Consider the following 21,280-nt stretch of genomic DNA (forward strand, 5'->3'; position numbering starts at 1 on the left):
TGATCTGCATCAAGCTCCGGGCCGGACCTGATCCAGCAGCGAAGACGGAAGTGTGACAACGACCGGTCCTTCCGTCCAGACCAGAGAACAGTGAATGTCATAGCCGGGATGAAGTTGCTCCAGCACGGCACGATAGGCCGCCATCTGCCGCAGATAGGCGACGGGAGTGCGCTCCGCCCGCAGATGCGGATTGCGATTCGTCTTGTAGTCGCAGACCCAGATCTGCCCGTCCCCGATTTGCAGACGGTCCACCTGCCCCAGCACCACACGCCCTGCGCTGACACCGGAAATCGGCTGCTCCGCGCGGCTTCCGGGCGCAAAAAGTGGCGCGAGGTCCGGATGGGACAGAACGCCCAGAACCTGCTGCGCCAGACGATCGATTTCCGCTTCCGTCAGGCCCAGAGCCCGGCGGGACAGCCAGCGCAGGGCCACGGCCTCACGCTCGGCAGGCGACGTTTCGGGCAGAAGCTGGAGCAGACGATGGATCATCGTGCCGCGCCGCATGGCCTGTTCCCGGACCGGCGTGGGCCGACCGGCCAGAAGCTCCAGCGGTGAACGTGCGGCCGGGAGTTCGCCGAACTCCGCTCCATCCGGACGGCTGGGCGCGAGCGGACGCGTCATGGCATCTTCATGCGGCGTGATGACGGGCTTCCAGTCCGGCGCATGGCCCATCCAGTTCGGCAGGGTCGCGCAGGGCGGTTCGGCCGATCCGGGCTGGAAAGCAACGGGAGCAAGTGTGCGCGCTTCTTCCAGCACGAGCCGTTCGCCTTCCCAGCCGAGATCCATGGGTTCGGAACGGGCATTGGCCAGTTGCCGGAACCCGGCCTCGCACTGTCGATACCAGCTTGTATCCGCAGGCTCGCGCTTGGCCCCAGCCCCACAGATCACAAGCCAGTCACTGGCGCGGGTCAGGGCGACGTAAAGCAGGCGATTGCTCTCGGCGCGGGATTTTTCGGCGTCCCGTTCAGACAGGGCCGTGGTGACGTCCGTCCCCATGTCCTTTTTCGGAACCCAGAGCGGAAGTTCGAGCGCGGCCGCCTCTTCCCACAGGAAATCGCTGCCGGGCGGAGGCTTTGATGTCGTGTCCGGCATCACGACCAGGCGCGCCTGAAGCCCCTTGGAGCCATGCACGGTCATGACGCGGACGGCACCGAGTTCACTTTCGGCCTCGCGCTTGCTGGTGATCTCGCTGGCTTCGAGCCAGTGCAGGAAGCCCTGAAGCGACGGCGGATGCAGGCCTTCATAGCGCAGCGCCGCCGTCAGCAGCTCGTCCACGGGTTCTGCGGCTTCCGGTCCCAGACGCTGCAGAAGTCGCGTCCGGCCACCATGCTGACCCAGCGTTTCGGCCAGAAGGCGGTACGGAGACGCATAATCGACGCGCGCATAGAGTGTGGACAGCATCTCCCAGGCCGCCCGCCAGTCCTCGCGCTCCCGATGCCGTTCGCGCAAAACAGTCCAGAGCGGCTGGCCTTTCGGACCGAGGGCGTGGGCCGTGCCATTGCGGGTGGCGAGCGCCATCAGCGAGTCGTCCATCAGACCGCCGAGCGGGGATGTCAGGACGGAAGCAAGCGTCAGATCATCCTGCGGCAGAAGCAGGGCCGCGCAGAGCGTCATGAGATCGCGCACCGCGACCTGCTGCGTCAGCCCGACCCGGACCAGTGTCGCGACCGGCACGTTACGCGATTTCAGGGCCCGGATCAGCGAACGCAGGAACGGCGAGCGCCGGGGGACGAGGATCAGCACATCGCCTGCGGTCAGAGGCGCCTGCCCCGGCTGGGGCGGACGCCCGATCTGCTGGTCGATCCATTCCGCAAGCGCTTCGGCGAGACGCTGCGGCGCGCTGCGCTGTCCCGTATTGGCGGAAGGCGCGCGCCAGGGCGTCAGGCCTTCGTCATCGTCCTCGCCCTGAACGACGGGGACGAGCGGCCACAGTTCCACGCGCCCTCCCTGCCCCGGACGGGCCGACACATGAGGGCGGAGCGTCTTTTCGTCATCCTGAAGCAGGCCATGCGCCGCGAGAGGCTGGGAAAACACCGCATCCACGAAAGACAGGACGGGCGGGACCGAACGGAAGGAGACGTTCAGTTCCGGATCGCGCCACAGCAGACCGGCATTGCGGACCCGGCTGGCAAATTCGTGACGCCAGCGGTGAAACTCTTCCGGCTGGGCGCCCTGGAAGCCGTAGATCGACTGCTTGTAATCCCCGACCGCAAAGATGGTACGCGGACGCGGCCCCATATCCCACGCACCCTCACCTGCAAAGAACTCGGATGTGAGCGCGCCGGCGATTTCCCATTGCAGGCCGGAATTGTCCTGCACTTCATCCAGCAGCAGATGATCGATGCCACCATCAAGCTTGTACAGCACCCATGCTGCGCCCGGATCGCGCAGAAGATTACGGGTTTCCTGAATGAGGTCGTTGTAATCGACCAGACCACGGGCAGACTTGCCGTCCTGAAACGCCGTCAGCATCGGTGCGGCCAGACCAAGCAGGGCGCGGTTCAGCAGGACAAGGCGCGCACTCTTGAGGCTGGCCTGAAGATCTACGAGCCGTTGAGCCTCATCTTCCAGCACAGGGACAAGATATCCGACCTTCTCCTGCGCTTTCTTGCTGACGATGCCGTTCATCTTGCGCGGCTTGCCATCTTTCGTCAGCAGACATTTCGCCCAGATCGCCGGGGCGCGCTCGGCCGGGTTCGTCCCGAGCCAGCCCAGCATCTGCTCGACGATGACCCTTCCAGCATCCGTCACAACATCAAGCGCATCCCGCAATCCGGCCCGCAGGTCATCTTCCTTCGGGGGACGGCAGGCGAGGCTTTCAAGATCTTCCAGGCTTTGCTGCCCGGCTTTCAGGGCCTTGCGATAGGCACTGACCACGCTATCCGGCAGGGTGGCCCAGCGTTCCAGCAGCGGACGGGCGCGGCTTTCCTCCATGTTCAGCGTACGGATACGCTGGAAGAAGCGATCCAGTCCGACCGTTCCGGCCACATCGGCCGCAAGCTCCGGCGAACGGGCCAGCCCGTCTTCCATCGCTTCGCGTAGCGCCAACGTGGTGTCGGTGTCTTCCATCAGTGTGAAATGCGGATCGACCGAGGCTTCCAGCGGAAAACGCCGCAGCAGGGACTGGCAGAAGGCGTGGATCGTCTCGATCCGCAGGCCACCCGGCAGATCAAGCACGCACAGAAACAGGGCGCGGGCACGACGGCGGGTTTCGTCCGTGTTGGGAACGTCGAGGCCTTCAAGCTCCGCCCCCAGCGTCTCGTCCGGCAGTGAGACCCAGCTTCCCAGCTTCTGCTGAAGACGGTTGGCCATCTCGGCGGCGGCGGCCTTGGTGTAGGTCAGGCACAGGATGCGCGAGGGATGCGCGCCATCGGCCAGAATGGTGTCGCCGTCCTCGGTCTGGACGTAAAGCGGCAGCATGAGCCGCAGCAGACGGTCGATCAGCAGCTTGGTCTTGCCCGAACCCGCCGAGGCCGAGACGAACACCGAAGCGCGCGGATCGGAGGCCTGACGCTGCGTGCGATCGGCGGCTGCGATGACTTCGTCACGGGTAACGGGGCGCGTCACAGGCGGCATGTCGCTCATTCGCCCTCTCCTTCCGCATAGGCCGCGCGCCATTCGTCCACGCGGGCCAGCTGTGCATAATCGGTGTAGCGCGGGACATGCCCGGCCCAGGGCTGGGAACGGTAAGGCTGATCGGGCATGTCGTATTCGTCCACGAGGGTCCGGAGTTTTTCCATGGCCTCACCGATCAGAGTGGGCGCATCCGTGCCGGAGCGTGAACCCGGCACTTCGCTTTCCTTGCCCGGATCGTCACCGCCGGTCAGATGCCAGTAGAGGAGCTTCTTCGTCTCCACGGCCGGAACGTCCTTGAAGGCCCCTTTTGCCAGCAGAGCGCCTTCGAGCACGAGCTGGACGGACCAGCCTTCCGCAACGTTCTTCCCGCTGGGCGGCTGCCCGGTCTTGTAATCGAAGACCGTCGCCAGACCATCTGCACCGATATCAATCCGGTCCGCACGGCCGCGCAGTTCGAACGGCGCAAAAGCCGCCTGAAGACGGAAAGACGCCGTGACCTCCACGAACCGCCCCTGCGCCGGACCGCTCTCTTCCATGTCCAAACGGTAGGCAGCTTCCTTTTCCGCCACCCAGTCCGCAATCCGGGCCAGACGCGGCCCCCACCAGTTCACGAGAGCCGGGCGCATATTGGCCTTCGCCAGTTCCTCAGCAAAAACGCGACGCAGGATGGCGCTCGCATTGGCGGGCCAGCGCTCAGGGAAGTCCCGCAGGACGCGTTCCATCGCATCGTGCACGATCATGCCGAAATCGGCGTGTTCCGCGCCTTCCTCCAGCGGCTTGAGCGCCCGGAGCTTCAGGACATGCTTGGCATAGATCGCATAGGGATCGTGCATCCAGGTTTCGATCTCGGTGATGCTGAGACCGCGCGGACGCAGAGCAACGGGAGGACGCGGTTCAGGAGGTGCAACGGCCTCGGCGCCCGCGAGCGGCTGATCCAGACAGCGCTGCCAGTCCAGCGCCTGATGCACCGGCAGGCTCTGGGAGCGGCCACCGAGAAACGCATCCATCCGCACCATCCATCGCGCCGGAACACCGGGCGCACCCTCACGCCGGGCCGAACTGGCGAATACGGCTTCCTTCGACGCCAGAATGGTCGAGACGAAATCATGCGCGCTCACACCCGTCTGCCGCTCCGGAGAAGGCAGACCGACGCGCACGCGCATCGGGCGGCTCAGCCAGGGGCCCGGATCGGTCGCAGGTGGCCAGACGCCTTCGTTCAGGCCGCCCAGCACCACGACATCAAACGCCAGAAGCCGCGCTTCCAGCACACCAAGGATCGAGACGCGCGGATGCGCCAGTTCCACGCCCCCGCGATGCGCGCGCAGACCGGTCAGCATCTGCCCGGCCATCGACGTGTTGAGGAACGAGTCCAGATGCGTCAGGCGCTGCGGCGGAAGAATGCCCGTATTGACGATCAGCGCCGCCAGATGCCGCGACAGCGCCTCACCATCCTCACCGAGCCACAGGCGCGCGCCCGGATGGCGCGGTTCGTCTTCCGGCGCATCCAGCTCTTCCGCCGTAGCCGCCAGAGCCTCTGCGGTATGGATCAGGCGTTCGAGCAGTTCTGGAAGGGGAATGGCCCCCTCGATGGACAGAAGTGGATCAAAGGCCCGCTCGATCCGCGCGATGAAGGCAGCGGGGCCTTCCGGCTCATCCGGAGCATCCGCGCTAGCCCCATTATCTGGGGCATGTTTCTTGTCGGTGTATTCGCGTAGCGCGGCTTTCAGCCCGGCGATCCCAGGCGCAGGCGCGGGGCCGCGCAGCAGAAGTCGTTCCAGACGCCGGGCGGAAGCGTGGCAGTCCCCCGGCGTGCGGCCCAGAGCGGCGAGCGGATGTTTCAGAACGGACAACAGCGCGACGGGAGAAAGCTGCGCTTCGGCAGCGGTCGCGATCAGACGCAGAAATACGGCGGCCGGGGTCTGGGACAGGGATTCACCCGCACTGTCATCGGCATGGATACCGAAGCGCAAAAGCTCCGTGCCCACACGCTGCGCCAAGGCCCGGTCCGGCGTGACGAGCGCGCAGGTTTTCCCGGTTTCAGACACGGCATCACGCAGGATCAGGGCGATGGCCTGCGCTTCCTGCTGCTGGTCCTGCGCAGGCAGAATGGAAAGACCTGCGATATCGCGCGGGCGGCTGTCCTGCCCCCAATGGGCAATCCCCTGCTCCGGCAACAGCACTTCGCGCAGCATCAGCTCACGCCCGCGATCCCGACCACCATCCCAATCCGTCAGTTCCTCTCGCGACAGGCCCAGATCCGTCAGGATTTCCTTCAGGCCAGCCTGCGGATGCGACGGTGGCAGATCGGCCCAGATCTCGTCCGCCATGCCCAGATCCACACCCGGCAAAATCACAAGCCCGGCAGGAAGCCGCGCCACCACGGCCAGCACATCCGACACTGCCGCAGACCCATCCGCGAAACCCACGCCCCAGACCGGCGTCAGCGGCGGTTTTTCCGCCCAGGCCTGCGCCTGCGCTTTCAGGCGCGCGATCTGCCGCGCGACGGGGTTGGACAGGCCTTCCTCTTCCAGCCATTTCGGCCAGACGGCGGTCACAATCTCCAGAAATTTCAGCGTCTGCTGCCAGTGATCGGAGAAGCGCTCTTCCACCGCATCCGGCAGACGTTCAGCCAGATCAACACCGCTGCGCTCGGCCTCGTCCATCAGGTCCGCCAGCGCCTTGGCCAGCGGCCAGGCGCGGTCGATGCCCTTGGTGCTGTCCACGCCCACACTTACGAGTGGCGTCTGGAGAATCAGCATCGAGAGCACGGCCAGACGGCGCTGCGGCTCCACGGCTGGCGGCAGAACAACGTCGATCCCGATGGACGCCAGCGCATCCTCGTCCACGTCATTAATCGCGACGATGCGCGGCAGGAGTGCAGCCTGCGTGTCCAGAACCCGCAGGAAGGCTTCCATCAGCGCACGGCCTGCACGACGGCTGGGAACGAGGATCAGACCCGGACCGTCTGTTCCGGCTGCCGGGTCCCGCTCAAGCCATTCCTGCGCCACACGGTCCAGAAACGGCTCCGTGCCCGCAATGGTGACGACGCCACTCATGACTTCAGTCCCGTCAGGCGCTCTTCAGGCCAGCCCGTCAGTTGCACGAGGCGGGAGCCCTCGCTGTCTCCGGGGGCGAATGTAAGGTGCAGCGCGCCTTGCGGCAGCAGGTCCCCGGCCCGTTCCGGCCATTCGACCAGCATGATGCCTTCGCATGCCTCGTCCCAGGCCAGTTCATACAGCGCATCCGGCCCGTCCAGACGCCACAGATCATAATGATGGACCGCCCCTTTCGGCGTCTCGTAAGGCTGCACGAGCGCGAAGCTGGGGCTAGGCACTTCCATCTGCGGGTCCTGTGCCAGATGACGCAGGAAGGCCCGGGCGAACGTGCTTTTCCCGGCTCCCAGACCACCCGTAAGCGCGAGGCAGTCTCCGGGTGCGCAGTGATCGGCGATCAGGGCCGCCAGAGTTTCGGTTGCAAGCTGGTCATCGAGGCGTATCTGCATGGAGCCCAATGTGGCCCGACTGCCCGGAGCCAGCAAGCACGTTTGGGGAACATCTCCGTCCATTCAGCCGGATATGTGCCGAAGGAGCATCTTCCACCGCGCCATGACAGGGCCTTCCTGAAACTCCGCCGCCCGCTGCCGCGCCTTGTCCGACATGCTTAGGCGTTGCTCAGGAGTACCCATCAGTTCCAGCAGAGCAACAGCCAGAGCCTCGGGCTCTTCGGGCGGAACAAGAAACCCGGTCTCGCCATCGCGGACAATTTCCGCCGGACCGGTCACGCAGTCGAACGCCACGACCGGCACTCCGGCCGCCATGGCTTCGAGCAGAACCATCGGCAGCCCCTCATAACGCGATGACGCCACGAACAGCGCCGCGCGGGCGTAATCGGCATCGATGCCCCCGGTTGCGGGCGCGATCGTCACATGATGCAGTCCCTGCGCCTGCTGAAGCAGGGAATCACGATCGGGGCCGTCGCCACGGATCAGAAGCTCCCAGCCCGTGCTCCGCGGATCCTGCTCCACGATCCGCCAGGCTTGGAGCAGCAGGTCATAGCCCTTCTGTTCGGTCAGACGACCCGCGGCCAGAAGCAGACGGGACGCTTGAGGATACGGCCTGTCCGTCACGGGCGGCGCCATGTTCGGAATGGCGGTCAGATGCGCCCGGACCGTCGTGCCTTCACGCCACAGCGCCGTGTCCCGCTGGGTCAGGACAACGACATCATCGGCCCAGCGCGCGGCGATCTGCCGTCCCCAGACGCGTTTGCGACGGTTCAGCGTCACGTTGAAATTGAAATGCTCCCACACGACACAGCGCACGCCCGCAAGCCGTGCGGCCGCCACGCCGTAGAGCGCATGGGTGGACTCCACCACCACCAGCGTGTCGATCTTCTCCCGTTTCAGCAGGCGGGACAGCCGCCAGACGATGCGGAACCAGGAATTGAAGATCTTTACCGGCCCGTCGAACAGGGACGAGACGGCGATTTCAGGCGACAGCGGAAAGGCCGGCGCACCCGCCCCGACCAGTTCCACCAGCCGCACGTCACAGCCCTGACGCACCAGTCCGTTCATGACGGCACAGGCCGAGCGTTCGGTCCCACCAAGGCCCTTCAGGTCCTGAATTACAAACGCATATCGTGCCTTCAATGCCCTACCCCAACCCATTCAAACCGATTATGAAACAGGTCATGACGACTGCACCTCAAACCCTGACCACCGATGTCGCGATTGTCGGCGCCGGTCCGACCGCCCTCTTCGCCGCATTCGAATGTGGCATGCTCAAACTGTCCTGCGTCCTGATCGACGCACTCGACAGCGTAGGCGGACAATGTGCGGCGCTCTACCCCGAAAAACCGATCTACGACATCCCGGCGCATCCCGCCATCGAAGGCGGCGCGCTGATCGAGGCGCTTGAGCAGCAGATCGCACCGTTCGATGTGCCGCGCCTGCTGGGCTCGCGGGTCGAGACTCTGGAAGGCCAGCGCGGGGCGTTCACGCTGAAGACCGCACGGGGCGACGTCCTCAACGCCAAGGCCGTCATCATTGCGGCCGGGGCCGGTGCATTCGGGCCGAACCGTCCGCCGCTGGACGGGCTTGAAGCCTATGAGCGCACGGGGGCCGTGCAGTATTACGTCAAGAAACGCGCTGATTTTGCGGGCAAGCGCGTCGTGGTCGCAGGCGGTGGTGATTCCGCGCTGGACTGGGCGCTGTCGCTCTCCGAAGTGGCGGCGCAGGTCTATCTCCTGCATCGCCGGGACCGCTTCCGTGGCGCGCCCGAGACGCTTTCGCGCATCGAACAGCAGATTGCGGCTGGCAAGATCGAGAAGGTCGTGCCCTATCAGCTTCATGCCCTGCACGGCACGGATGGTGTGCTCTCGACCGTGGAAGTCACGACGCTGGAAGGCACGTCCCGGCATATCGAGGCCGATACGCTTCTGCCGTTCTACGGTCTGTCCACCGATCTGGGGCCGATCGCGCTCTGGGGGCTGGACACGCATCGCAATACCGTCCCCGTCACCCCGGCCACGCTTGAGAGCAGCACGCCGGGCATTTTCGCGATCGGGGACGTGGCGACCTATCCGGGCAAGCTGAAGCTGATCCTTCAGGGCTTCTCCGAAGGCGCCATGGCGGCCCATGCCATCCATGCCATCGTCCATCCCGACACGGCCCTGCATTTCGAGTACTCGACCAGCAAGGGCGTGCCGGGCTGACGGAGCAGGACGGACAGGTTTTTTCGCAGCGCTGAGCTGGCTTTCATGGCTTCAGGGCGGTTTCACGAACGACAACACAGCAGGACAGATATGAAAGTCATCGTTATGGGCGCCGGCGTCATCGGCGTGACAACGGCCTGGTATCTCGCTCAGGAAGGCCACGAGGTCGAAGTCATCGACCGCCAGCCGGGTGTGGGTCTGGAAACGTCCTTTGCCAATGCGGGTCAGGTCTCTCCGGGCTATTCGACCCCCTGGGCCATGCCGGGACTGCCGTTCAAGGCCGCGAAATGGATGTTCGAGAAGCACAGCCCGCTCGTGATCCGTCCGCGCCTCGATACGGACATGTTCCGCTTCATGGGCGAACTGCTCATGAACTGCACGGAAAAGGCCTATGATATCAACAAGGGCCGGATGCTGCGGATCGCGGAATATGCCCGCGACCGTCTGGATGCCCTGCGCGCGGAAACCGGCATCACCTATGATGGTGGCCAGAAGGGCCTGATCCAGCTTTTCCGGACAGACAGCCAGATCGAACACGCGGCCGAGGACATGCGCCTGCTGTCCGAAAGCGGCATCGAGCACAAGCTACTGACCGTGGACGAGATCCTGGCCCGCGAGCCCGGCCTCGCCCATGCGCGGCACCTGCTCAAGGGCGGCCTGCTCCTGCCGGGTGACCAGACGGGCGATGCGCATCTCTTCACGCGCCGTCTGGCCAAGATGGCCGAGGACAAGGGCGTGAAGTTCCATCTCGGCGTCAATATCGAGGCTCTGGAAGCCGCCAGCGATGCCATTGTCAGCATCCGCACCAGCGCCGGCCGCATGACCGCCGACCGCTACGTTCTGGCGCTCGGTAGCTACTCCCCGCGCTTCCTCAAGCCGCTGGAACTGCGTCTGCCGATCTACCCGGTCAAGGGCTACTCCCTGACCATGCCGATCACGGACGAAAGCCGCGCCCCTGTCTCCACCGTCAATGACGAGACCTACAAAGTCGCCATCACGCGCCTTGGCGACCGCATCCGCATCGGCGGGACGGCGGAGCTGAACGGCTTCAACCTGCGCCTCAGCCCGGACCGTCGCGAGACGCTGGAGCTGTCCTTCAGCGAAATGTATGGCGGCGGCGATCTGTCGTCTGCGAAATACTGGACGGGTCTGCGTCCCTGCACGCCGGATGGCACGCCGATCGTCGGCCCCTCCCCGCGCTATGGCAATCTGTGGCTCAACACCGGTCACGGCACGCTGGGCTGGACGATGGCGGCGGGCTCCGGCCAGATCGTCGCGGACCAGATCTCGGACCGCCAGACCGCCATTCCGTCGCTCGACCTGTCGCTCGACCGCTACGGCGTCTGAAGTCCGCTCCCGTCCGTCCGCTCTTACGGACGGGAGACGAACGCCCGGACATCCTGCATTGAGACGGTTCCGTCCCGGCGCAGGAGTTCGTCCTTGCCGCCTACATGATGTGGCATGACCATCAGCGGCGTGCCCTCGTCCATGAAGCGGATCCGCAGATCGTTCCAGCGCGGCGCCACGAACCGCCGGAAAGACTGGACGAGCGCGCACTGGTCAATGCACCAGTTCGTTGGATTGGCCGGGTCATACGCGACCTGAAGATAATCATGCAGGAACGCCGCGATCTCCGGCAGCCTGTCCGTTTCACCGAACCATGAAATCCCGGCACCAAAGCCCCAGGGTTCGCCAAAGGTCTGGCACCCTTCATGATCGTAGGCATACAGCCGGAAGCCATAATCGGCAGTGTTCCTGAGGTCATCGAACAGCGCCAGGAAATCTTCCGGAAAATAGCCGTCACAGTCGGCGGTGATGACCGGACAGGCATGTCGCCGCACCACTTCGGGCAGCATCAGATATCGGATCGCCGTATAGGTTGCAGCATCACGCCATGTGAGGCGGCCATAGGCCAGCGTGATATCGAGACCAAAATCCTTTTCCGAGACCGCGCCAATCAGATCCCGCATGAACGCAAGCTGCACCTCTGTGGGACTGTCAATCCCCAGACACAGCCGGATCCGAAAGGACGGGTCCGGACGGGCGGCACAAAGTTTCAGCAGCGACAGCAGCAGCTTTGGCAGGAAACGGAAATATCTGGCGTCGCAGCCCAAAACGAGACAGAGCGCAGGAGGCCGACTGTCTGGAGCGGTACTGGCCTCCCACTGCCACGCTCCCATTCCCAGACGGTCCGAAACGGGGGCCGGCACGCCATGACGCGCAGCACCGCCGAGCCATGACAGCACGCCGCAGTTGTAGTGGATCGGCATCAGACCGGTCCGGATGGCGAGCGTTCTGGCTGCCGCATAGTGAATATCGGCGCTCTCGGCATCGCCTGCGAGCCAGAACTGATGCCCCCTGCACAACGCATTCCAGTAGCAGTCACCATTGAAACGCTGGTCCAGCAGCAGCAGAGCTTCTCTGGCATCCATCGCCAGACGCAGGGACGTATCCTCGAAGCGATGACCGTAAACCTGCCGGATATCCTGACCGTCCCGTTCCGAAAGCGGCATGGGCATCAGCACCCGGTCGAACAGCGCGTCGAAAGGGGCAAGATGGAGTTGGCGCAGGCGGTCCGGCAGCAGGAAAAGGGCGTTCTCACCATACCTCAGCCGGGCGTCGAGAGCCTGTATCCCTTGCAGGACGGTGCTGTCGGGGAAACGCCTGAGCAGGGCATCCCGCAGCAGATCGGCCGCACGCAGGTGATGACCGCAGCGCATTGCCAGAATGGCGGAAAAATACAGTATCTCCGCGCCATCATCCGCCATCCGCGCCAGATCCAGCGCACGCTCTGCAAGCACGAGTTCACCGCAATCCACGCAGATCAGCGCCAGATAACGAAGGCGGGACAGATCTTCCGGATAGAGCGCAACCTTGAAGGCTTCGGACTGAAGCCCGGCATAGGAATCCCGGATGCGGAGTGCAGGCTCGGGGTCTCCGCGCCGCACCGTACTCCGCACATCTTCCAGAAGGGCCTGCAACTCCCGGGACGGGCACGGTTCAAGTTTCAGAGAAAACTCCTGCCCGTCTGATAGACGAACAGAGCCGTCTTCCTGCAGCTGAAGACTGAGGATTTCGAGAGGGATCGCCCGATCCCCGACCCGGCACTGAAGATCCTGTATCGTGGGTCGCACGACTTCAGAAGCCTGTCCGGCGATATGCCACCGACGCGATATCAGCCGTTGCAGTTCAGGCAGGCGGCCAATCGGCCAGGCAACAAACTGCTCCCACCCCTGAATCCGGGATGCCGTTCCAAGTTCGCCGCTCGGCGATGCAGTCAGAAAAAGAGCGCCAGCACGCAACGCACAGACGGCCAGGTCAGGCAAAGACCCGACCGGCACGATATCGAACAGACCATCAGCCGCGGACGCCGAGACAGGATCCGCCATCCCTGCGATCACATCGGACAGGGACGCCAGATACAGCGCCAATCCGCGCCGTGCGACAATGGAGCCGTGCCAGCTCAGAAGGCAGGAGGTCATCCGGGCAGCGTAGTGAGCGTCGCCGATGCATGCAAATGATTGCAGCATGACATCAGAAACCGGGCAGAACCCGCAAACTGCGCATGTTGCACAAAAAAAACGGGGCCTGCGTGAGCAGACCCCGTTTCTGTATTCCGTAGCCCTTCAGGAGAGCCGCGGGCCATTCCTCAGTTGGAAGGAGCGGCGTCGGACGTCGTGGCATCCGTCGGAGCGGACGTCTTCTTGTGGTGCTTGTGCTTGTGGTGGTGCTTCTTGCTGTGGTGCTTCTTCTTGCTCGTGGCCGTAGCGTCGGACTCGGCAGAAGGAGCAGCCGGGGCAGCTTCGGCAGGAGCCGTTGCTGCGGGCGCAGGAGCGGCGGGAGCTTCAGCGGCCGGCGCAGCGGGAGCAGCCGTGGTGGCGGGATCGGCGAATGCCGGAGCAGCCGTCAGGGCCAGGGCGGAAACGGCAGCGATCAGGGAACGGTTGAAAAGACGCATCTGGAAACGAAGCTCCACAACAGAATAAAGACGAGCCAACATTCAGTTATCCTGAAGTGACCTTGCTACTGAAGATATCACCCCTGCTTTGCGGGGTCGCGCATTAACTTTATGAAATTTCAGTCGCATGCCCGTGTCTTACGCAAATGCGCCTCAATTCAGACAAACTCTATTGTACCGCCATGAAAAAAGGCGTGTTCCGGAGATCCGGAACACGCCTTTTCCTTGAAACCTGTCCTGAAAAGAACGGTTCAGCTTGTGCGGGACTTGGTGGCGCGCTTGCGGTCATGCGGATCCAGATGCAGCTTGCGGATCCGGATGGCAGACGGCGTCACTTCGACCAGCTCATCGTCTTCGATGTAGGCGATGGCCTGCTCAAGGCTCATGCGGCGCGGTGGCGTCAGAAGCAGGGCTTCATCCTTGCCGGAAGCACGCATGTTGGTCAGCTTCTTTTCACGGACCGCATTGATGTCGAGGTCGTTCTCGCGGGAATGCTCACCCAGGATCATGCCCGTGTAGATCTTCTCGCCGGCATCGACGAACATCGTGCCACGATCCTGAAGGGCGAACAGCGCGTACTGCGTCGTCTGGCCGTCTTCGGACGAGATCAGCGAGCCGTTACGACGGCCTTCGATCTGGCCGACATACGGCAGATAGCCATGGAACAGACGGTTCATGAGGCCTGTGCCGCGCGTGTCGGTCAGGAACTCGCCGTGATAGCCGATCAGGCCGCGCGACGGGATCAGGAACGTCAGACGGACCTTTCCGCCACCGGACGGACGCATATCCTGCATCACGCCCTTACGCAGGGACATCTTCTCGACGACAACGCCCGAATACGGCTCGTCCACGTCCACCAGAACTTCTTCGAAGGGCTCTTCGCGCTCACCGGTCTCTTCGTTTTCACGGAAGAGAACGCGCGGACGACCGATCGTCAGTTCGAAGCCTTCGCGACGCATCGTCTCGATGAGAACGCCAAGCTGAAGTTCACCACGACCGGCGACTTCGAAGGCTTCGCTCTCCGGGCTTTCGGTGACCTTGATGGCCACGTTGCCTTCGGTTTCCTTGAAGAGACGGTCACGGATCTGGCGCGACGTCACCTTCTTGCCTTCACGACCGCCGAGCGGGCCATCGTTGATGCGGAAGGTCATGGACAGGGTCGGCGGATCGACCGGGCGCGACGGCAGCGGCACGTCAATGGACGGATCGGCGATCGTGTCGGGAATCGTCGCGTCGGACAGACCGGCCACGGCCACGATGTCACCGGCTTCGGCTTCTTCCACAGGCACGCGATCGAGGCCACGGAACGACAGCAGCTTCGTCAGACGGCCGGTCTCGACGATGGTGCCGTCCGGACGCAGCACGCGCACCGGCATGTTCACCTTCGCACGGCCCTGGTCGATACGACCCGTCAGGATGCGGCCCAGGAAGTTGTCGCTCTCAAGAATGGTGGCAACCATTCCGAAAGGTGCGTCCTTGTCCACGTTCGGCGTCGGCACATGGCGCAGCACCAGATCGAACAGCGGGGCCAGATCCTTCTTCGGTCCGTCCAGCTCGAGGTCGGCCCAGCCCTGACGGCCCGAAGCGTAGAGCATCGGGAAGTCGAGCTGGTGCTCGTCTGCGCCGAGGGAGGCGAACAGATCGAAGATCTCTTCGTGCACTTCGTCCGGGCGGGCGTCGGAACGGTCGATCTTGTTGACGACGACGATCGGGCGGATGCCACGGGCCAGCGCCTTGCCAAGAACGAACTTGGTCTGCGGCAGCGCGCCTTCAGCGGCATCGACGAGGATGATCGCGCCATCCACCATGCTCAGGATACGCTCGACCTCACCACCGAAATCGGCGTGGCCCGGGGTATCAATGATGTTGATGCGGGTTTCTTTCCACACAACGGACGTGCACTTGGCGAGAATGGTGATGCCACGCTCGCGCTCGAGGTCGTTGCTGTCCATGGCGCGATCAGCAACATGCTGATTGTCACGGAAAGAGCCGGACTGTTTGAGAAGCGCGTCAACCAGCGTGGTTTTGCCATGATCGACGTGCGCGATGATGGCGATATTACGGAGTTCCATGTGGTCTTCCAGACGGGAGGCATCGAAGAGAGGATTTGCGCCGTCTTCTGCACCGAATCCCGCCAATATGCAAACTCTGTGACTGTCTTTTCGTCCTGAAGATGCCTTGAGCCTGCGGGAAAGCTGGGCCACATCTCACAAAACACGGCCCCTTTGAGGAGTTCAGCCCCATGTCCGACCACCACCCGACCGGTCCCTCCGCGCCCGGAACCGACGCCCTCAGCCAGCTCGGCCGCGCCACCACCACGCCGCAGAGTCCCGAAGAAGCCGTTCTGGAGCGCGTTCCTTCCCCGCATCAGGGGCGGCAGTATGTCGTGCGCTTCACGGCCCCGGAGTTCACGTCGCTCTGCCCGGTCACGGGACAGCCGGATTTCGCGCATATCGTCATTGACTACATCCCCGGCGAATGGATCGTGGAGAGCAAGTCCCTCAAGCTCTTCCTGACCAGCTTCCGCAATCATGGCGCCTTCCACGAGGACTGCTCCATCGCCATTGCCGAGCGTCTGGTGGCCCTCCTCGACCCGCAGTGGCTGCGCATCGGCGCTTACTGGTATCCGCGCGGCGGCATTCCGATTGACGTATTCTGGCAGACGGGGGAGCCGCCGAAAGGCGTGTGGATTCCCGCGCAGGATGTGCCGGGCTATCGGGGTCGCGGCTGAGCCAGCCCATGACCGAAGCAGCCGCCATCGCCCGTTCCAGCGGGCCGGTCACGCAGGCACGGCTTGTGGTGGACTTCCAGCGTCTCGGGATTACGCCCGGCATGACGCTGCTGGTCCATACGTCCCTGAGCCGGATCGGCTGGGTGTGTGGAGGCGCACGGGCGGTGATTTCGGCCCTGCTTCAGGTCGTCGGACCGGAGGGTACGATCGTCATGCCCGCCCAGTCCTCCGAACTGAGCGATCCGTCAGGCTGGTGCGATCCGCCGGTGCCGGAAAGCTGGTGGGAGACGATCCGCGCCACCATGCCGCCCTATGACCCGCGCCTGACACCGACACGCGGCATGGGACAGATCGCGGAAATCTTCAGGACCTGGCCCGGCGTGCAGCGCACTGCCCATCCACAGGTCTCGTTTACAGCGCTCGGGCCGCTGGCGGCGGATATTCTGGCTCATCAGCCTCTGGAAGATCCGTTCGGGAGACAGTCTCCGCTCGCTGTTCTGTCGGACAGGGAGGCGCAGGTCCTGATGGTCGGAACGGGATGGGAGACCTGCACGGGGCTGCATCTGGCCGAACGACTGGCCGATCCTGACGGACCGACCTTTCAGGACGGAACCTGCATTACCGTGGAAGGGGAACGCCGCTGGGTCCGCCTGCGGCTTCCCGTCACGGATAACAGCCGCTTTCCGCCGTTTGGCGCCCGGCTGGATGGCAATGCCCTGCTGCGGCACGGGCATGTGGGCTCGGCCCCGTCACGCCTCTTTCCACTCGCGCCAGCCGTTCACATGGCGACTGAGGCGTGGGCCCGGCCGTCATGACCTGACGGGACAGACGGCCACATGGCAGCCTGTCCCGTCAGGAAGCGCCAGTTTCCTAGTAAGACGCGCTGATTTCCCCGAGGAACATGCGTCCCGCAGAAGGGGTGGCGCGGTTGGAGAACAGGCTCTGGTAGTTCAGGCGGTTCGCAAGATTGTAGCCATTCATGGAAACCTTCCAGTGCTGGTTGAAGCGATGGGAGATCATGGCGCTGAAATCCAGATTCGCCGGAGCCCGGAGCGTATTGGCCGCATTCAGCCAGACATGCTCGCGCCAGGTCAGTCCACCACCGAAGGTCACATTGTAAGGCCTGCTGGCGAAGGCGTTATACGCTGACCACAGCGTCGCCTGATTATGGGGGACATACTGCACGTTCTTGCCGCGATTGGCCTTCGTCGCAGAAGACGTGGTGCTGCTGTCATACAGGGCATAGGTGGCGGAGACATTCCATCCGGGAAGGATGATCCCGCCCACGGAGAGTTCCAGCCCCTGATTGCGCTGCCGATCGGTAGATCCGAGCATTTCTCCGGTCACCGGGTCCGCATTCAGGGCATTTCCCTTGTCCAGACGGAACAGGGACGCCGTAAGACCGAGCCGGTCATGCAGAATGCTGTACTTGGCTCCCAGTTCATAGAGCTGGGCCTTTTCAGGGCTGGCAAAGGAATTGGTTCCGGGACGGATGGGAACGGAGCCATTGGTCACGTACATGCCCATCGGCGTCGTGGAATTCGCCCATGTGAAGTAATAGGTCTGATGGGAGTCCGGCGTAACCACGAGGCTGGCATTGGGATTGAACACCCCGCTGACATCGTGGAAATGCTTGTCCGGGTTCTTCGCGACATCTCCGCCCGTCAGGTTGTAGCTCGTCTGCCAGCGGTCCCAGCGGAAACCGCCCTTGAGGGACAACCACTTCGTGAACCAGATCTGGTCGAACAGGAACAGGCCCGTATCAAACCCGTATCCGTTGCTGTGTGGCTTGGCCCCCAGAGTGCCCAGCGTGACGAGCCCTCCCGGATTCATGTCCCCCGGAACCAGATCGAGATTTCCGACATGCGGGTTCGGATTGACCAGATTGGCATAAGGCTTTGGCTTGAGATAGGTCGACTGCGAGCGGACGTCATTGACGCGTTCGACATCAAAGCCTGCAACCACCTGATGTCGCAGGAAACCCGTATGGAAATCCGCGACCATCGAGCCCACGTTCTGCACGGACCAGCTCGTCTGCTGGTAAGGCAGCGGTGCCATATAGGTGCCAGCTCCCGTGCCCGCACCTGCGCCGACCGGCCCGGAACGGGCCACAAGCGCCTTTGACGGATCGCCATTGAAATAGTTGTTCACGCAGGTCGTGTCGCAGGTCGCCTTGGATGCCGCGAAGGTCCGGTAATATTCACCGCCCCGCAGATCATCATAGAACGTGATGTGCCGGTTCAGCTTGAAGCTGAAACGGGCTGTTTCCATGTTGGCGTTCGTTGCGTTCTGGTCATTGTCGGTCCCGTACCAGTTCGTGCGACGAATGCCGTATTCGGTGATGGGCTGACCGTATTTCGCGCCAGGCTTCGTGACGACCGGCACACCGAAATCCGGAACGGAATTTTCCTGCTGATGCATATATTGCAGAACCAGCGTGGTTCTCTTGCCGATACCGAAAGCCAGCGACGGCGCAATGCCCCAGCGATGGGAGTAGAGGTTGTCGCGCCCAACGATATTGTGCTCGTCGCCCATGCCCGTAATACGGAAAGCGGTTGAGTCATTAATCTTCTGGTTAACGTCCAGCGTTCCGCGATAATAGCTGCCGGAACCGCCGGAAAACTCGGCATTATAATGGTTTTTGAGGCCGGGTGTCTTGGTCACCATGTTGATGGCGCCGCCCGTCGTGCCGTTTCCGAACACTTCGGAAGACGGCCCCTTGATGACCGAAACGGTCTCGAAATTGAAGGCATCGCGCGAATAGACGCCGAAATCGCGCAGACCATCTTCGTAAATGTCGTTCTGGGCCTGAAAACCGCGGATCAGAAACTGATCGCCATTCATGCCGCCAGCCCCCTCTCCGATGGAGGTAGTCACACCCGGAACGTTCCGCAGGGCTTCATCCAGAGATTTCACATTCTGCTGCTGCATCAGCGCCTGTGGCACCACGTTGATGTTCTGCGGCGTATGCATCACATCCTGGGGCATGCGCGACAGGCCGATGGACTGGTGCATGGTGTTGAAGCCATGTCCCTGCACCGTCAGGTATTCGGTATCGGCTCCCTCGACGCTTCTGGCCTCATCCACAGGCTTGCGGGCATGATTGGCCTTGGGGTCCGGTTTGCTGTCCTCTTTGGGGAGATCTGCCGCATGGCCCTGGGAAGACATCAGGAGCGTTCCCGCAACTGAAAGCGAAGTGATGTGCGCACGCAGCGAACCGGTCATCGAATGCCTCTATACTTACGGATCAACCCGTCTGGGTTGCAGATCCGAATAGTAGAAATAAGAATCATTCGCAACAAGTTTCTGAAGATAGTCGCGCACCCGAAGACCACGAGGCGCCTGTCAGCGCCTCAGAGATCCGTCAGCGTCTTCCGCTCCCTGCGGAGCGGGTTCATATCCTGATCTTTCGTAAGGCTACCGGGCCTTAAAGTGTAATGCCGAGCTGTCCCTGGAAATACAGCAGAGGCGCACGGCTTTCATCGAGTTCCAGCGCAACGGGACGCGCCATGAACAGGGCATGCGTGCCGCCCTGGAACGTCTCGACCAGTTCGCAACGCATCTTCACCAGTGAGTCGCGAACGAAGGCCGTGCCATCCGCCGCACGCTCGATCACGTCCGACCCGAACTTGTCGCCCGTGCGGCTGGCGAACAGCATCGCCACATCCTTGTGGTCGTTGCCCAGGATGCTGAGGCCGAAAACGCCAGCTTCCGCAATCGCGCGATAGGTCGCGCTGGCCCGGTTGAGACAGATCAGCAGCAGAAGCGGATCGAGGGACACGGACGTCAGGGCGCTGATGGTCGCGCCCTGCTCGCCTTCGCTGCCTTTGGCCGTCACCACGGCAACACCCGTGGCGAAATGGGACATGGCTTTGCGGAAATCGGTTTCGTTCGGAGTCGTCATGACAACGTCCTTGCCATAATTCGACGGCCAGCGCACCTCCCCTCAAAAACGAACAGGGTGCGGGGATGGAGATCCCTGCCGCGTCCGGGCAGTGCCCGGATCGCTTCGTCAGAACCCCAGAGTCATGTCCGCCCCGAACAGGATCCGCCCCATATGATGCTGGTCATCGAACGGGCGCGTACTGTTGAGCGAGCGGTCAAAGCGCAGTTCCGGCCGGAACTGGAGCAGCTTGACATGATGCCCCACATCCGGCCGCCAGACCGTGTTGAGCGTCAGCGCACCATAGGTCGTGGCGGGAGCGGATTCCGAGCGCGTCGGATTGCCGAGCATGGCCTGCGCATAGCCCTCGTTCTCCGCAAAACTCGCCACGAAACTGCCGGTGTTGTCCCGATACAGCTCCGCCCGCGCATTGACCGTCAGGTTCGGCTGGATGTGCCATCCGCCCCACACGACCGCGCTCCACGTATCCGCGCGCAGCCCCTCGTCGTGAAGCTGGTTCAGCTCCGCCGTGACGCTCCATTTCTTCGAGAAGGTCCACGTCCCGTTCAGATCGTTCCAGTACCGCATGGCCCCATTGGCCCGCGGCCCCAGGGACCGTACGGCATTTTCCGGCCCGACCCGCAGCAGATAGGTGAAGGACAGATGCCCGTCCGCCAGATTATTTCCCGTGACGCCGATATAGCCGGCGGGACGGCCATTGTTATCCCCGCGTCCGAAAGACGTCTGGTTGCCGGTATCCGCGCCGAACTGAAGATCGAAATGGTCGTCCAGATGAAGCTGGAACATGCCGCCTACATGCTCGAACGGTGTGGAATATTCGGTCGTGTAGGCCAGCGTGTAGAAAGCGCGTGTCGAAGGATCGAGCGTCTCCACCCCCATGGGGGATGTGAGGATACCGATCTGCCCGTCCAGTCCTTTGTTCGTGAACCAGGGCATATGGATCGCGACATTGGCGAAGACCGGCATGGCCTGATAGCGGCCATTGATCCAGCGATCCGAGACACCGGCAATCGTGTAACTGCGGGCATCGGAGCCATAGAGCATCCGCAGGTTCATCCCCAGCCCATACCCTCCACCAATCGGATCAACGGGTTTGGTGAACGTAAAGGTCAACTGATTCAGCGTCGCCTGATCGGCATAGGGGGAGAGAAGCTGACCAAAATTAAGGTTGCTGGCGGGATGGCTGGAACTCCCCATCACGCCGCCTTCGATCTGCGCTCCGAAAGACACGTCGGAGAACCACTGATCCGTCCAGGCTTTTTCCTGTCCGGACGTAACCTGCGCGGAGGGGGCCTGCCCCTCCGCCGCCTGCGCTTCCGCGCTGGAAATCCCGGCTCCCGATCCGGCAATGAACCCTGTCAGGGCCGCCAGTATCGCGAGAAAACGCTGCCTCATGCCATCC

14 protein-coding genes are annotated in these 21,280 nt (G+C 63.1%); 4 read left to right on the plus strand and 10 right to left on the minus strand.

What is annotated here, in order from left to right:
* Nucleotides 1–9: 9 nt before the first annotated feature.
* The 4 genes from addA to ABF859_RS06960 all read right to left on the minus strand — a co-directional run bounded on the left by addA (nt 10) and on the right by ABF859_RS06960 (nt 8,221).
* Nucleotides 10–3,585, minus strand: a complete 3,576-nt coding sequence (gene addA, locus ABF859_RS06945) for a double-strand break repair helicase AddA (RefSeq protein ID WP_415527044.1) — start codon at nt 3,583–3,585, stop codon at nt 10–12.
* Complete coding sequence (gene addB / locus ABF859_RS06950) at nt 3,582–6,632, minus strand: double-strand break repair protein AddB (RefSeq protein ID WP_415527045.1); 3,051 nt, start codon at nt 6,630–6,632, stop codon at nt 3,582–3,584. Before addB ends, addA begins: the two co-directional genes overlap by 4 nt.
* Entirely contained in the window at nt 6,629–7,078 is a 450-nt protein-coding gene (gene tsaE / locus ABF859_RS06955) for a tRNA (adenosine(37)-N6)-threonylcarbamoyltransferase complex ATPase subunit type 1 TsaE (RefSeq protein WP_415527046.1), read from the minus strand. Before tsaE ends, addB begins: the two co-directional genes overlap by 4 nt.
* Before the next feature lie 63 nt (nt 7,079–7,141).
* On the minus strand, nt 7,142–8,221 hold the full coding sequence (locus ABF859_RS06960) for a glycosyltransferase family 4 protein (protein ID WP_415527047.1): 1,080 nt from the start codon (nt 8,219–8,221) through the stop codon (nt 7,142–7,144).
* Nucleotides 8,222–8,262: 41 nt separating this feature from the next.
* On the opposite strand from ABF859_RS06960, the gene ABF859_RS06965 reads away from it, so the two are divergent.
* Together ABF859_RS06965 and ABF859_RS06970 are read left to right on the plus strand one after the other, a co-directional pair.
* Nucleotides 8,263–9,285 carry an NAD(P)/FAD-dependent oxidoreductase gene (locus tag ABF859_RS06965; protein ID WP_415527048.1) on the plus strand — a complete coding sequence of 341 codons (1,023 nt, stop codon included), beginning with the start codon at nt 8,263–8,265 and terminating at the stop codon, nt 9,283–9,285.
* Nucleotides 9,286–9,375: 90 nt separating this feature from the next.
* Nucleotides 9,376–10,632, plus strand: coding sequence for a D-amino acid dehydrogenase (locus tag ABF859_RS06970; protein WP_415527049.1), 1,257 nt, complete (start codon nt 9,376–9,378; stop codon nt 10,630–10,632).
* Between the two features lie 23 nt (nt 10,633–10,655).
* Here ABF859_RS06970 and ABF859_RS06975 read toward each other — a convergent pair whose 3' ends face one another.
* The 3 genes from ABF859_RS06975 to typA form a co-directional block, all read right to left on the minus strand.
* Nucleotides 10,656–12,815, minus strand: a complete 2,160-nt coding sequence (locus ABF859_RS06975; protein WP_415527050.1) for a hypothetical protein — start codon at nt 12,813–12,815, stop codon at nt 10,656–10,658.
* A 119-nt stretch (nt 12,816–12,934) separates the two neighbouring features.
* Entirely contained in the window at nt 12,935–13,285 is a 351-nt protein-coding gene (locus ABF859_RS06980; RefSeq protein ID WP_415527051.1) for a hypothetical protein, read from the minus strand.
* A gap of 209 nt (nt 13,286–13,494) precedes the next feature.
* A complete protein-coding gene (gene typA / locus ABF859_RS06985) occupies nt 13,495–15,315 on the minus strand; it encodes a translational GTPase TypA (RefSeq protein ID WP_415527052.1) in 1,821 nt (606 codons plus the stop codon).
* Between the two features lie 170 nt (nt 15,316–15,485).
* Between typA and queF the strand changes: the two genes are divergently transcribed.
* Nucleotides 15,486–15,974: a preQ(1) synthase gene (gene queF / locus ABF859_RS06990; protein ID WP_011252213.1), complete on the plus strand. Its 489-nt coding sequence runs from the start codon at nt 15,486–15,488 to the stop codon at nt 15,972–15,974.
* Between the two features lie 8 nt (nt 15,975–15,982).
* Complete coding sequence (locus ABF859_RS06995; protein WP_415527053.1) at nt 15,983–16,789, plus strand: aminoglycoside N(3)-acetyltransferase; 807 nt, start codon at nt 15,983–15,985, stop codon at nt 16,787–16,789.
* Nucleotides 16,790–16,844: 55 nt separating this feature from the next.
* On the opposite strand, the gene ABF859_RS07000 is transcribed toward ABF859_RS06995, so the two are convergent.
* The 3 genes from ABF859_RS07000 to ABF859_RS07010 all read right to left on the minus strand — a co-directional run bounded on the left by ABF859_RS07000 (nt 16,845) and on the right by ABF859_RS07010 (nt 21,273).
* Nucleotides 16,845–19,199 carry a TonB-dependent receptor gene (locus ABF859_RS07000; protein ID WP_415527054.1) on the minus strand — a complete coding sequence of 785 codons (2,355 nt, stop codon included), beginning with the start codon at nt 19,197–19,199 and terminating at the stop codon, nt 16,845–16,847.
* 202 nt (nt 19,200–19,401) lie between these two features.
* Nucleotides 19,402–19,878: a flavin reductase family protein gene (locus tag ABF859_RS07005; protein WP_415527055.1), complete on the minus strand. Its 477-nt coding sequence runs from the start codon at nt 19,876–19,878 to the stop codon at nt 19,402–19,404.
* Between the two features lie 108 nt (nt 19,879–19,986).
* Nucleotides 19,987–21,273 (minus strand): outer membrane beta-barrel protein, encoded by a 1,287-nt coding sequence (locus ABF859_RS07010; protein WP_415527056.1) that lies wholly within the window; start codon nt 21,271–21,273, stop codon nt 19,987–19,989.
* Nucleotides 21,274–21,280: the final 7 nt, after the last annotated feature.

The organism is Gluconobacter sp., assembly GCF_047722525.1.
Classification (GTDB): domain Bacteria; phylum Pseudomonadota; class Alphaproteobacteria; order Acetobacterales; family Acetobacteraceae; genus Gluconobacter.